This is a genomic window from Streptomyces bicolor (genome assembly GCF_000719285.1).
GTDB lineage: Bacteria > Actinomycetota > Actinomycetes > Streptomycetales > Streptomycetaceae > Streptomyces > Streptomyces bicolor.
This window is the reverse complement of the sequence record NZ_JOFS01000002.1, coordinates 1-13,693: the sequence shown is the minus strand read 5'-3', so window position 1 is coordinate 13,693 and position 13,693 is coordinate 1. Positions and strand designations below refer to the sequence as shown.

12 protein-coding genes are annotated in these 13,693 nt (G+C 71.5%); 8 read left to right on the top strand and 4 right to left on the bottom strand.

From position 1 onward, the window contains the following. Positions 1-17: 17 nt before the first annotated feature. Positions 18-431, bottom strand: coding sequence for an organic hydroperoxide resistance protein (locus IF78_RS0102230; RefSeq protein WP_031478212.1), 414 nt, complete (start codon positions 429-431; stop codon positions 18-20). 122 nt (positions 432-553) lie between these two features. On the opposite strand from IF78_RS0102230, the gene IF78_RS0102225 reads away from it, so the two are divergent. After that, positions 554-1,048 (top strand): MarR family winged helix-turn-helix transcriptional regulator, encoded by a 495-nt coding sequence (locus IF78_RS0102225; protein WP_031478210.1) that lies wholly within the window; start codon positions 554-556, stop codon positions 1,046-1,048. On the opposite strand, the gene IF78_RS0102220 is transcribed toward IF78_RS0102225, so the two are convergent. Continuing rightward, positions 975-2,519, bottom strand: a complete 1,545-nt coding sequence (locus IF78_RS0102220; RefSeq protein ID WP_037639549.1) for a glycosyltransferase family 39 protein — start codon at positions 2,517-2,519, stop codon at positions 975-977. The genes IF78_RS0102225 and IF78_RS0102220 overlap by 74 nt on opposite strands. Positions 2,520-2,689: 170 nt before the next feature. On the opposite strand from IF78_RS0102220, the gene IF78_RS0102215 reads away from it, so the two are divergent. Further along, positions 2,690-3,994 (top strand): glycosyltransferase 87 family protein, encoded by a 1,305-nt coding sequence (locus IF78_RS0102215; RefSeq protein ID WP_051827460.1) that lies wholly within the window; start codon positions 2,690-2,692, stop codon positions 3,992-3,994. Positions 3,995-4,222: 228 nt separating this feature from the next. Continuing rightward, positions 4,223-5,203 (top strand): UDP-glucose 4-epimerase GalE, encoded by a 981-nt coding sequence (gene galE, locus IF78_RS0102210; RefSeq protein ID WP_031478206.1) that lies wholly within the window; start codon positions 4,223-4,225, stop codon positions 5,201-5,203. A 19-nt stretch (positions 5,204-5,222) separates the two neighbouring features. On the opposite strand, the gene IF78_RS0102205 is transcribed toward galE, so the two are convergent. Next, complete coding sequence (locus IF78_RS0102205) at positions 5,223-5,543, bottom strand: hypothetical protein (RefSeq protein WP_031478204.1); 321 nt, start codon at positions 5,541-5,543, stop codon at positions 5,223-5,225. 151 nt (positions 5,544-5,694) lie between these two features. Between IF78_RS0102205 and IF78_RS0102200 the strand changes: the two genes are divergently transcribed. Further along, positions 5,695-6,648 (top strand): ADP-ribosylglycohydrolase family protein, encoded by a 954-nt coding sequence (locus tag IF78_RS0102200; RefSeq protein ID WP_051827459.1) that lies wholly within the window; start codon positions 5,695-5,697, stop codon positions 6,646-6,648. An 80-nt stretch (positions 6,649-6,728) separates the two neighbouring features. Here IF78_RS0102200 and IF78_RS0102195 read toward each other — a convergent pair whose 3' ends face one another. After that, a complete protein-coding gene (locus tag IF78_RS0102195) occupies positions 6,729-7,367 on the bottom strand; it encodes a TetR/AcrR family transcriptional regulator (RefSeq protein WP_031478200.1) in 639 nt (212 codons plus the stop codon). A 320-nt stretch (positions 7,368-7,687) separates the two neighbouring features. On the opposite strand from IF78_RS0102195, the gene IF78_RS0102190 reads away from it, so the two are divergent. From IF78_RS0102190 to IF78_RS0102175, 4 genes are all read left to right on the top strand, one after another. Next, the gene (locus IF78_RS0102190; protein WP_031478199.1) at positions 7,688-8,605 is read left to right on the top strand and encodes an ABC transporter permease; all 918 of its coding nucleotides are present in this window, start codon (positions 7,688-7,690) and stop codon (positions 8,603-8,605) included. Further along, a complete protein-coding gene (locus tag IF78_RS0102185; RefSeq protein WP_031478197.1) occupies positions 8,598-9,443 on the top strand; it encodes an ABC transporter ATP-binding protein in 846 nt (281 codons plus the stop codon). Before IF78_RS0102190 ends, IF78_RS0102185 begins: the two co-directional genes overlap by 8 nt. Positions 9,444-9,641: 198 nt before the next feature. Then, positions 9,642-11,864: a CDP-glycerol glycerophosphotransferase family protein gene (locus IF78_RS0102180; protein ID WP_031478196.1), complete on the top strand. Its 2,223-nt coding sequence runs from the start codon at positions 9,642-9,644 to the stop codon at positions 11,862-11,864. After that, the gene (locus tag IF78_RS0102175; protein WP_031478194.1) at positions 11,861-13,522 is read left to right on the top strand and encodes a glycosyltransferase family 2 protein; all 1,662 of its coding nucleotides are present in this window, start codon (positions 11,861-11,863) and stop codon (positions 13,520-13,522) included. Before IF78_RS0102180 ends, IF78_RS0102175 begins: the two co-directional genes overlap by 4 nt. The last annotated feature ends 171 nt before the right edge of the window (positions 13,523-13,693 follow it).

Here is a 13,693-nt window from a genome sequence, read left to right as displayed (position 1 = left end):
CCGACGGTTCGGGTGGGTTACTCGATGACGAGGTCGACGTCGATGTTGCCGCGGGTGGCGTTGGAGTAGGGGCAGACCTGGTGGGCCTGCTCGACCAGCTTGCGGCCGGTCGCTTCGTCGAGGGTGTCGGGCAGCTCGACGCGCAGCGTCACCTTTAGGCCGAAGCCCTCGCCCTGCTTGCCTATGCCGACCTCGGCGGTGACGGCGGCGTCGGAGACGTCGACCTTGGCCTGGCGGCCGACGAGGCCGAGGGCGCTGCCGAAGCAGGCGGCGTAACCGGCGGCGAACAGCTGCTCCGGGTTCGTGCCCTGGCCGTTGCCGCCCAGCTCCACCGGCATGGCCAGCGCGAGGTCGATCTTGCCGTCGTTGGTGACGGCGCGGCCCTCGCGGCCGTGGGTGGCGGTGGCGACAGCGGTGTAGAGCGCGTCCATGGAAAACCATCCCTCTCAAGTCCCGTTGCGACGGCTCCGTTGGCGGCCGCCGCACGAAGACCAGTAGAGCACACAATTCAATTGCACACAACTAAATGATGGGCACGAGTTACCCTTGAGGCATGACGACCACGCCCACGGCCGACTGGCTCCGCCTCGACCAGCAGATCTGCTTCTCCCTGAACGCCGCGTCGCGCGCCTTCGGCGGCGTCTACCGCGTGGTCCTGAAGGACCTGGGGCTCACCTACCCGCAGTACCTGGTGATGCTGGTGCTGTGGGAGCACGGCGACCTGCCCGTGAAGAAGCTGGGCGAACACCTGCGCCTGGACTCCGGCACGCTGTCACCGCTGCTCAAGCGGCTGGAGGCGGCGGGTCTGGTACGCCGGGAGCGCAGCGCGCGCGACGAGCGCTCGGTGGAGGTGCGGCTGACCGAGGAGGGCGCCGCCCTGCGCGAGCGGGCCCTGCAGGTGCCGCGCCGGATCGCCGGTGCGACGGGCTTCGACGTGGACGAGATCCGCGAGCTGCGCGCACGGCTGGACCAGCTCACGGCTGCTCTGGACGCGGCTGCGCTGGAGGAGACGGCTGCGCTGGAGGAGTCGGCGGAGCAGGGGGCGTAGGCGGAGCGCCCGCGGCGTGGTGCGTGGGGTGGCGGCGGACGTACAGCCGTAGCGGAGCGTCGTGCCGCCCGGTGGGCAGGGGCCGGAACTCCTCGGCCACGATGTCGAGCTTGGCGCGCTCGGTGGGGTTGCGCGGATACCAGGGGGAGTTCAGGGCGTACGGCTCGGCGACGACCCAGACCCGGTCGACCGAGTCGAGCCTGCGCCGCAGTTCCTCGGCGCCCACCTCACGGCCGTACAGCGTCCCCGACCTCGGCCCGGACTGCCGCAACGCGATGTCCCGGGCCCGCCGGAACCCCTCCGGATACGCGAGCGCCGAGCGCCGCCCGATCGACGGCAGGTACAGCACCAGGTCGCCGGGACGCAGGTGCCGGGCGGCGAACGCGGAGGTGGCGGCGAGGTTGTCGGGGCGGTGCGTCGGGGAACGGTCCTGGCGGTGGAGGGGGAGGTGGTGGAGGAAGGCGAGGGCGATGGCGAGGGTGCCGGCCAGGGGGATCAGGGGGATCAGAGGACGGCGCAGTGGGCGGGCGGGGTTGCGGGCACGAAGGGCGGCGTCCAGGTGCTCGCGTGCCAGGAGCGCGGCCACCCGGTCCGCCCCCGCCGCCACGAGCAACGGCGCCCCCGCGAGCGCGTACAGCACATACCGGTCGTCGTAGATGGGCCGCACCTGCGACACGGCGATGAGCAGCCCCGGCGGAACCACCAGCAGCGGCAGGGCGACCACCGCGACGCGCCCCGTCCCCAGCCCCACCGCCATCAGCAGCACGCACGCCCCGAACACCACCCCCGACGGCCCGGCGACGAACCCCCGCAGGAGGCGTTCGCCGGCCCCCCACCCCGGCACCGGCAGCCACTCCACCTGCCCGGCCTGCACCCACGACACGGCCACCAGCGGCAGCAGGACGATCCCCGCACCGACGACCGCGCGCGCCCACCCGAACCACACCCGCCTCGACGCCCGGCCCGCCGCCAGGGTCACGGCGTGCGCACACACCACCAGCACGGCCAGCTCGTGCAGCAGACAGGCGGCCCCGAGGACGAGGCCGTACGCCCACCACACCCGCCGCACCAGCAGCAACGTCGCCCCCGCCACCCCGGCCGCCACCAGTGCGTACGACCGCCCCTCCTGTGCGTAGTGCCCGACCATCGGCGTCACCGCGAACAGCGATCCGGCCCACAGCCCCACCCTGGGCCGCACCAGCCGCGCTCCCAGCGCCGCGACCAGCCCCGCGGCCGCGGTCGCGCCGAGTACCGAGGGCAGCCGGAGGACGACCTCGCCGGGCTGGTCCGTGTGTACGTCGAGCACCGCGTGCATGAGCAGGTAGTACAGCCCGTGCACGGCGTCCGCGCTCCGTAGCAGCCGCCAGATCTCCGGCACCGACCGCCGGGCGACTTGGAACGTCACCCCCTCGTCCCGCCACATGCCCGCCCGGTCGACCCCCCACAGCCCGATCCCGAGCATGACGATCATGGGGACACAGACGGCGATGACGGTGGCCGCGCCTGGCGCGCGGCTGCCCCTCCTCTGTTCCTGTTCGGCGCACATCACGGGACCGATTTTGTGCTATTAACAGACCCTTACTACTCATTGACGGCGTATCACCTTCGATATCGCATTCATCCGGCTTACGATCCGCCGTGATGAACCACTCACGCCTCATTGGCCTTATCAGCCCCATCCGCCACATCCGCCCGGTCCGCGCGCTGGCGGCCGTCTGGCTGCTCAGCCGCGCCGCCATGCTGTGGCTGCTCGCCCACAACTCCCTCCCCCTGCTGGGCGCCGGCGGGGTGGCGCGCGAGGTGTGGGGCCTGTACGGACACTGGTACGGCACCCTCTCCCAGGGCGCCTTCCCGGCGCACGACCCGCTGTGGCAGTACCCTCCCGGCGCCGGACCGGTGCTGCTGTCCCCCTCGCTGCTGCCCGGGTTGACGTACTTCCAGGCGTTCGTCGCCCTCACCGTGCTCACGGACGCGGCCATCACCGTCGCGCTCACACGCGCGGGCACGCGGCCCGGCCGCACCCTGCGCGGCGCCGCGCTCTGGACAGGCGGCCTGCCGCTCCTGCTGCACATCCCGTTCGCCCGCTACGACATCCAGGTCACGGCCTTCGCCGTCATCGCCCTGTTGACGTTGCAGCGCTCCACGCGTGCGTGCGGTGCGCTCGCGGCGTTGGGCGCGCTGGTGAAGGTGTGGCCGGCGCTGGTACTCATCGGGACGCCGAAGGGGAGTGCGTCGCGCTCCACCTGGATCTGGGGCGCCGTGTCGGGAGCGGCGGCCCTGCTGCTGCTCGGGATGTCGTTCGACGATTCCCTCGCCTTCCTGACCCAACAGGGCGGCCGAGGCGTCCAGATCGAGTCCCTCGGCGGCACGGTGCTCGGCCTGGCGACCCATGCCGGGTGGCCGGGCACGGTGCGCTACCAGTACGGCGCGATGGAGTTCACCGGCCCGTACGTGGCCGCCGTCGCCCAGGTCTCCCTCGCCCTCACGGCCCTCGCCTTCGCGGCCCTGCTGCTGTGGCGGTTCCGGGCCAGGACAGGGCGCTGGACCGAGGCGACCCCGTACGACGCCGCGCTGGCCGCCGTGCTGCTCTTCACCGTCACGAGCAGGGTGATCAGCCCGCAGTACATGATCTGGCTGCTGGGCCTGGCCGCCGTGTGCCTGACCTCCCGGCGGACCGTCCAGCGCCCGGTGGCCGCGCTGATCGTCGCGGCGACCGCGGTCAGCGCCGTCGTCTATCCCGTCCTCTACCACGAGGTCATGGCGAGCAGCCGGACCGGCTGCGCCCTGATGCTCCTGCGCAACGGACTCCTGGCCGCGGCCGCCGCCCTCGCCTTCACCCGCCTGTGGCGCTCGACCGACTCGCCCGGCCCCGAAGTGCCGCAGCCCGCGAGTGAACCGGACCTCGACTCCCGCCGCCTCCCGGCACGGGCCCCAAGTCCCGCTTGACGGGCGATTGACCGACCATTCCGGACAGCGACGACGCACCGGCACAACGCGTGGCCTCCGGTTTACGCGGCGTTACGTCAGTAGTCCGCGCAAGACTTCACCGCCTGCTTCACTGTCACTGACACCGACCACGGTCACCGACACCGACGACGTCACCGACACCCACCACGGACCACCACAGGCCCACTACGGACCACCACAGGCCCACTGACGAGGAGACGCCCGCACATGACCTGGCTGATCACCGGCGGCGCCGGTTACATCGGAGCGCACGTCGTACGGGCGATGGCCCAGGCGGGTGAGCACGCCGTGGTGTACGACGACCTGTCCACCGGCATCCTCGAGCGCGTGCCCGACGGCGTGCCGCTGGTGGTCGGCTCGACCCTGGACAGCGAGCGCGTCGCCCGCGCGCTGTTGGCGCACCGCATCACCGGTGTCATCCATCTCGCGGCGAAGAAGCAGGTCGGCGAGTCGGTCGACCTTCCCCTGCACTACTACCGGGAGAACGTCGAGGGCCTGCGCGTCCTCCTGGAAGCGGTGACCGCGGCACGCGTACGGTCCTTCGTCTTCTCCTCCTCGGCGGCGGTGTACGGCATGCCGGACGTGGATCTGGTCGTGGAGGAGACGCCGTGCGTGCCGATGTCGCCGTACGGCGAGACGAAGCTGGCCGGCGAGTGGCTGGTCCGGGCGACGGGCCGCGCGACGGGCCTGTCCACGGCGTCGCTGCGCTACTTCAACGTGGCGGGCGCGGCCGCACCCGAACTCGCCGACGCCGGGATCTTCAACCTCATCCCCATGGTCTTCGAGAAGCTCACGGAGAACGCGCCCCCGCGCATCTTCGGCGACGACTACCCGACCCCCGACGGCACCTGCGTCCGCGACTACATCCACGTCGTCGACCTGGCCGAGGCCCACGTGGCCGCGGCCCGCGCGCTCCAGGCCTCGCCGGGCCGCGACCTCACGTTCAACATCGGCCGCGGAGAGGGCGTTTCGGTCCGCGAGATGATCGACATGATCAACGCCATCACCGGCTACGACCGCCCCCCGACCGTGACGCCCCGCCGCCCCGGCGACCCGGCCCGCGTCGTCGCCTCCGCCGACCGCATCGCCGCCGAACTGGGCTGGAAGGCCAAGCACGACGTACAGGACATGATCACGTCGGCGTGGGCGGGGTGGGTGCGGTCGCACCCCAAGGCGGCGCGGAACTGAGCTCTCCGTCGCACATCGCTCACCGGGCCACTGCCGAGCAGCCTTCGTCGGCGTCGTGCGCGATGACCTCCGCCTCGGCCTGGGCGGCCGCCGTCCCCTCGAACACCACCGTGAAGCAGCGGCCCACCATGGCCTGGTCCGATCTCAGGATGCTCAGCGAGCGCCGAAAGGTACGGGAGAACCGCACCACGGCGAACGTCCGCCCCTCGCTGGCGCGCACCGCGCACAGCAGGGCGTCCTTCCCGCCGGCGACCGAGTACCAAGGCCCGCTGGATGTCCTGCCGCCCGTGCGGCGGGCCGCTGTTCCGGCCGACGACGGCATCCGCGAAGCGCCGCGCATCGGCACGGGTCACCTCGAACGCCGAGCGCTCGCGGTCCGCTTCCCGCGATGGCTTGCCGGCGGAACGCCGCGGCGCGGGCGGGGGTGCCTGCGCGGTTCGGATGGCAGCTGTTGGTGCTTGGGCGGCGGGGTGGTGACGTAGCCTCGCGGGATGACCGAGCCCCTCCGCACCGAGCGTCACCTCGGCAACGAGCGCGCCCTCGGCGCCGTCATCGGCTCCGCCGTGGGGGACGCCCTGGGCGCGCCCTTCGAGTTCGGCCCCGAGAACGCCTTCTCGGCGCGCTTTGCGGAGCCGGGACAGGGAGGGATGTGCGGAGGCGGTGGCTGGGAGCCGGGTGAGGCGACTGACGACACGCAGATGGCCGTACTCGTCGGCGAGTCACTGGTCGAGTGCGACGGGCTCGAACTCCCGGACGTCTTCCGGCGGTTCCAGCGATGGGCGGCGGCCGGGCCGAAGGACATCGGCTTGCAGACGGAAGCCGTACTGAGCAGCGGCGATCCCTGGGATACTGCCGCCGCGCTGCACTTCCAGGTGAGCCAACGGGCGGCGGGGAACGGCGCGTTGATGCGGGCGGCCACCTCCGCCGTCCACTTCGCCCGCTACGGCCGCGAGGTCACCATGGACGCGGCCCGCCGGCTCGCCGCCCTCACCCACGGGGACCGGGCCGCATGGGAAGGCACCGCCGTCTTCCACGAGCTGGTGCGGGTCGCCCTGTCCGGAGCCGACCCGCTCGCCGCCGTCCCGGACACTCTCACGGCCGTCCACCCCGACCACCGCGACCGCTACGCCGTCGTCCTCGCCCCGAACTGGCACCCTGACCAGGCCACCGAGTTCAATGGAGCCGTATGGCCCTGCCTCGGCTCCGCCGTCTGGGCCCTGCGCGGCACATCCTCCTACGAGGACGCCGTACGCGCCGCGATCGACCTCGGCGGCGACACGGACACGGTCGCCGCCGTGACCGGCGGACTGGCCGGCGCGGTGTACGGCATCGCCGCCGTGCCGGAACGGTGGACGGCGGCCCTGCATGTGCCGTTGCCGGGGTTCGGTGAACGGGTGCTGCGCGTGGGGGAGTTGGCGGAACTCGCGCGGCGGCTGAGCGGCTAGCCGCGCCGCGCGTCGTTCAGATACGCCGGCACGGCCAGGACCCTGCGGTGCCCGCTGTCGCTCTGCGGCGACAGAGCCACTCACAACGCCTTGAGGGCATGGGCGGTGGCACGGGCCAACGCGTCCAGATAGCCCTTGGGCAGCTTGGCGCTGCGGATCACCACGGAGCGCCAGTACAGGGGGCCCGAGATCAGGTCGAGGGCCAGCTCCTCGTCGATGCCCGGACGCACCTCGCCGCGCTTCTCCGCGGCCATCACGATCCCGCTGGCAACGCTCGCCTGCCCGTCCCGCAGCGCCTTCTGCACGGCCTCGGCGATCTCGGGACTGCGGGCCGCCTCGGCCTGGAGGTCGGGGAGGATCTGCGAGGCCAAGGGGTGACGCAGGGCACGCGCGGTCACCTGGTACAGCTGACGCAGGTCCCCTTCCAACGAGCCGGCGTCGGGGACGGGCAGCCCCATCACGGCGACCGCCGACACCACGTCCAGCACCAGGTGCAGCTTGGAACGCCAGCGCCGGTACACCGCCGTCTTGCCGACGCCCGCGCGGCGCGCGATGCCCTCTATCGACATCCGCGCGTAGCCGACGGCCGCCAGTTCCTCGAAGACGGCCGCCCGAATGGCCTCCGTCACGTCCTCGCGCAGTACGGCCGCACCGGCGGGGGTCCGGCGGCGCGGACTCGTCCGGGGCTGGTCGGCGTTGGTCGTCATGCGAACCAGCATAGGGCGTTACGACGATACGGTCCCGTCCCTACGTTGCCGCCCCCGCCTACCTGCGGTCATGCCCCCGGCGCCACGCCTCCGTCACCGGGGCCGTCGCCGCGTCGCCGACGTCACGACGATACGACCTCGTCCGCACACCACCGTTATATCGATCACGTCACGACGAAACGGTTGCGTTCCGACGTCCATTCGACCTACGCTCACGTTGCGACGATACGGTCCCGTCCCGACGTAAGGAAAGGTGAAGAGAAGCGTAAGGAACCACCCAACGCCTCCCTCACCCCCGCCCCCCACCCCGCCCCCGAACGAAAGCAGCGGATGTGACCCAGGCCCTCCACACACCGCCCACCACCCCGACCCCACCCGAAACCCATGACCTCGCGGCCCTCGCCGCCCGTCACGGTCTCGCGGTCAGTGGTGCACGCCCCTCCCTGCCCGAGTACATCCGCCAGCTGTGGGCCCGCCGCCACTTCATCACCGCGTTCGCCACGGCCAAGCTCACGGCGCAGTACAGCCAGGCCAAGCTCGGCCAGGTGTGGCAGGTGATGACGCCGTTGCTGAACGCGGCGGTGTACTACTTCATCTTCGGCCTGCTGCTCGGGACGAGCCATGGCGTGCAGGACTACATCCCGTTCCTGGTGACGGGCGTGTTCGTCTGGACGTTCACGCAGAGCTCGATCATGGCCGGCACCCGCGCGATCTCCGGGAACCTGGGCCTCGTGCGGGCACTGCACTTCCCCCGGGCCGCGCTGCCGATCTCCTTCGCCCTGCAGCAGCTCCAGCAGCTGCTGTTCTCGATGGCCGCCCTGGTCGTCATCCTGCTCTGCTTCGGCATCCCGGTGGCCGCGTCCTGGGTGCTGGCGATCCCGGCGCTGGTGCTGCAGTTCACGTTCAACGCGGGCGTGGCGATGGTCATGGCGCGCATGGGCGCGAAGACGCCGGACATCGCCCAGCTGATGCCGTTCGTGCTGCGGACCTGGATGTACGCGTCGGGCGTGATGTTCAGCATCAGCCACATCACGAGCGGCAAGGACCTGCCGAGCTGGGTGACCGCGGCCCTGCAGGCCAACCCGGCCGCCGTCTACATCGACCTGATGCGCTTCGCCCTCATCGACAGCTTCCACGCGAGCCAGCTCCCGCCGCACGTGTGGGCCATCGCGACGGGCTGGGCCCTGCTGGCCGGCGTCGGCGGCTTCATCTACTTCTGGAAGGCTGAGGAGACGTACGGCCGTGGCTGAGAACCCGAACGACACCATCCCCACCGTCATCGCCGACGGCGTCGACATCGTCTACCGCGTCAACGGCACGGGCGCCGGCCGCGGCTCCGCGACCGCCGCCCTCAACCGCATCCTGCGCCGCAAGCAGGCCGAGAAGGCGGCGGGCGTACGCAAGGTGCACGCCGTCAAGAACGTGTCCTTCGTGGCGTACCGGGGTGAGGCGATCGGCCTCATCGGCACCAACGGCTCCGGCAAGTCGACGCTGCTCAAGGCGGTCGCGGGCCTGCTCCCGGTGGAGAACGGCCACATCTACACCGACGGCCAGCCCTCCCTGCTCGGCGTCAACGCGGCGCTGATGAACGACCTCACCGGCGAGCGCAACGTCTTCCTCGGCGGCCTCGCCATGGGCATGTCCCGCGAGCAGGTCAAGCAGCGCTACCAGGAGATCGTCGACTTCTCCGGCATCAACGAGAAGGGCGACTTCATCACCCTTCCCATGCGCACGTACTCCTCCGGCATGGCGGCCCGCCTGCGCTTCTCCATCGCCGCCGCCAAGGACCACGACGTCCTGCTGATCGACGAGGCGCTGGCGACCGGTGACCGTTCCTTCCAGAAGCGTTCCGAGGCCCGGATCCGCGAGCTGCGCAAGCACGCGGGCACGGTGTTCCTGGTCAGCCACAACAACAAGTCGATCCGCGACACCTGCGACCGCGTGCTGTGGCTGGAGCGCGGCGAGCTGCGCATGGACGGGCCGACGGACGAGGTGCTGAAGGAGTACGAGGCGTTCACGGGCGACAAGGCGGCCAAGCCGGCCCCGAAGCCCAAGCCGAAGCCCGCGCCCGCCCCGGTTCCCTCGTGAGACGCATACGCCTGTTCTGCCCGTCCTCCTGAGACAGGTACGCCTGTTCCGCCCGTCCTCGTGAGACGCATACGCCCCTTCCGCCCATCCCTCGTGAGGCGCATTCCCGGGTCACCCTTTCGCCCCATTAGTGCCACTATGGCCGAGCAGGGTGCCCCGTAGCGACAGCGATGACGAAGGTGAAGGAGTGTCCCCGCGATGCCCGAACTCAGCGTCATCGTCCACGGGCCGAACACCCAGGACCGCCTGACCGGACTCCTCGCCTCCCTGGCCGCGCACCCCCACCCCGACGTCGAGGTGATCGTGGCCGCGGTCGGCGCCTGGGCGCAGGAGACGGCCCGGGCGTACGCCCCGGAGATACTGGTGCTGCCCCTGCCGGACGGCACGGACGACGCCGCCGCCCGGTCGGCGGGGGCGGCCCGGGCCTCCGGCCGCTGGCTGCACTTCGTGCACGCCAAGGACGGTCTGCCCGCCGGCGCCCCGCGCATGGTGGCCGAGCGTGCCGCGGAGCTGCCGGACGACGTGGACGTCCTCCTCTTCGACCACGTCCGCTCCACCTGGGACACCTCCGGCCTCCCCGCCGAGGACGGCCCCCTCCTGGCCCGCGCGGGCCGCGCCGCCCACCTGCTCGACGACATCGCCCGCACCGCCCTGCGCATCACGCCCCTCCTGGGCAACCGCGCGCTGCGCACCCCCTTCTGGCAGGCGCACGAACGCCGGCTCACCACCCCGGACGAGCCGTTCGCGGCCTACGCCGCCCTCCTCCTCGCCGACCGCGTCGCCGCCCTGAACCAAGTGGCGTACGAACACCACGAGCTGCGCCCCGAGAGCCTCCCGCCGGTCACCCCCGAGGACAACTACACCCTGGTCGACCGCTACGAGACGCTCTTCACCCTCATCACCGAGAACCGCGGCACGGCGCCTCCCGCACTCCGCCACGCAACTCACTCCGTCCTGTACGACGTGATGGTCCAGGACTGCCTGCGCACCTTCGCCCGCGCACCCATGCCGGACCCGGTCGCCAGGGAGTTCTTCCGCCGAGCCGGCGCAGCGGCCGTCCGTCACCGCCCGCCCGAGCACCGTCCCCCCACCGACGCCGAGGCCATCCGCCAAGCCCTCCTCGAAGAGAATGCCTACACCAGGTACCGCGCGTTCCAGGCGGTCAACCGGGCCCGCCGCGCGACCAAGTCGGCCGTACGAACCCGAGGGCGCCGCATCACCGCCGCCCTCGGTGACCACCACTACCGCAAGGCCCTGTCCCGCCCGGTAGACCCCGACCTGGCCGTCTTCGCGGCGTACTGGAACCGCGGTGTCGCCTGCAACCCGGCGGCGATCGCGGCCAAGCTCACCGAACTGGCCCCCCAGATCCACCCGGTGTGGGTGGTGACCCCCGACAACGCCCCGCTCCTGCCGCCCCACACGGACCATGTACTCCCCGGCACCCGCCGCTACCGTGAGGTGCTGGCCACGGCGAAGTACCTGGTCAACAACGTCAACTTCCCCAACGCCGTCGTGAAGCGCCCGGAGGCGGTCCACCTCCAGACCCACCACGGCACTCCGCTGAAGCGCATGGGCGTGGACCAGATGGAGTTCCCGGCGGCGGCCAAGAGCCTCGACTTCCAGGCCCTGCTGGCCCGTGCCGACAAATGGGACTACAGCATCTCGGCGAACAGCCACTCCACCCGGATGTGGGAGCGCGCGTACCCGTCCCGCTTCGTCTCCCTCGACTACGGCTATCCGCGCAACGACGTCTACTACTCGGCCACGGCGGCCGACATCCGCGCGATCCGCGACCGCCTGGGCATCCCCCCGACCCACCGAGCGATCCTCTACGCCCCCACCCACCGCGACTACGAGGCCGGCTGGACCCCCCGCCTCGACCTCGCCACGCTCGCCGAGCACCTGGGCGAGGACACGGTCCTCCTCGTCCGCGGCCACTACTTCTACGACGGCACGCCGTCCCCCCTGACCGCGCTGCGCCGCACGGGCCGGATCATCGACGTCTCGTCCTACGACCCCGTCGAGGACCTCGCCCTGGCCGCGGACGCGCTGCTCACGGACTACTCGTCCATCATGTTCGACTACGCCAACCTCGACCGGCCGATCGTCATCCACGCCGACGACTGGGAGACGTACCGCACCACCCGCGGCGTCTACTTCGACCTGATGTCCGAGCCGCCGGGCCAGGTGGCCCGCACCCAGCGGGAACTGACCGAGATCCTCACCACCGAGGCCTGGCACGACGAGGGCGCCACGAAGGCGCGGGCCGCCTTCCGCCGGCGCTTTTGCGAGTACGACGACGGACGCGCCGCCGAACGGGTCGTACGCCGCGTGTTCCTGGGCGAGGGCGAGGACGCGCTGCCGCCGGTGATCCCGCTGGAGGAACGCACGCCGGCGCCGAGCCCCCGGGAGGCGGTATGACGCCGGACGTGACGGTGACGGTCATCGTCCACAACGACGCGGCACGGCTGCCCAGGGCCGTGGAGTCGGTGCGCCGCCAGACCCACCGCAATATCGAGATCATCATCAGCGACGACCACTCCACGGACGAGACCCCGCAGGTGGCGGGGAGACTGGCGTCCGAGGACCCCCGCATCCTCAACCTCCGCCTCCCGGAGAACAGCGGCGGCTGCAGCGCCCCGCGCAACCGCGCCCTGGAGATCGCCCGAGCCCCGTACGTGATGTTCCTGGACAGCGACGACGAACTCACCGACAACGCGGTGGAGTTGCTCCTGTCGGCCCACCGGGAGCGGGAGATCGACTTCGCGATGGGTGCGGTCGTGCGGATCCGGGAGGACGGCGGACGCCGGACGAGGTGGATGCCGCACCTGGTCGCCGAGCGGCGCACGGTGGCCGGCATCGAGTCCGAGCCCCGGCTGCTCTTCGAGCACCTGTCGACGAGCAAGATGTACGCCCGTGCCTTCCTGGACCGCCACGACCTCCGCTTCCCCGAGGGCGTCCACTACGAGGACCAGCTGTTCACGGCGCAGGCGTACTGTCTGGCCAAGGAGTTCACGATCATCCCGGAGCCGGTGTACCGCTGGCACATCGCGCCGTACGCGACCGGGGGCGGGGCATCGATCTCCAACCAGCGCGACAGACTCGGCAACGTCCGCGACCGCGTCCGGGTCCAGCGCCTGATCGACGGCTTCCTCGCCGAGAGCGGGCACGGGGCGCTGCGCGAGGACAAGGACTACAAGTTCCTCAAGCACGACTTCCGGATGTACGCCGGGGACCTGCCGTACCGCGACGAGCAGTGGCTGAACTCCTTCGCGGACATCATGATCCCCTACCTGGAGGCCCTGTCTCACCATGCCTACGCCCGCCTCCCCCGCACGGAACGGGTGGTCCTCCAACTGATCCGCGAACGCCGCTTCACCGAGGCCCGAGTGGCGGCGAGGGGCTTGGGCCGTGCCGTGGCACCGAGGCGGGTGAGCCGGGACGCGGAGGGCAACCCGTACTGGGGCGACAGCGTTCCGACGACCGCCTGGTCCCGCCGCGAACTGGACGTCGCCGACCTGGAGTTGGACACCCGCCCGTTCCCAAGCGCCCAGTTCCGCCACGAGATCACGGAACTCACACGGGGCCCCGGCGCCTCGATCGACCTGACGATCCGGACCTACGACCCCGGCCTGCGCCTCCCGGTGGGCCCCCAGCGCGCAAGCCTCCTCCTCACCCCCGGCCGACGCCGCCTCACCACCCCGTTCCGCCTGACCCCCGTCCACCCCGGCGTCTTCGAGGGCCACGTCCACCTGGACCTGACCACGGCTCCCATCCCCCACCACGGCTTTGCCGGCATCCGCCACCCCCTCCTCCGCCTCGAACACCAGGGCCTGCGCCACACGGCCGTACTCCTGGCCCCCCTGACCTTCCCCACCCTGACGACCCGCATCGACTACCACTCCGCCACAGCCCCACACCGCGTAACCGTCGAACCCGAGGGCCGAGGCCCCGGCCGCCTCCAGCTGCGATGGGAGCCGGTGGGCGTGACGGCGAGGCTGGTACGACCGGTGGTACGGCGAGTGGCGGGGCCGAGGGTGCGCAGAGCGGCGCGGTTGGTGCGGAGCGCGCTGCGCTGAGGCTTCACTTCACGGGACTCCTGGAACGCCGGCCTGCACTCAGCCCGTCTGGGGGTGCCCCCTCTGGGGGAGTAACCCTCCCGAGGCACCGTCGCAGACTCACCGCACCACCTCGTACAGCACCTGCCCACCCGGCCCCCAAGTCACCACGCGCAACCCCGAATCCCGCAC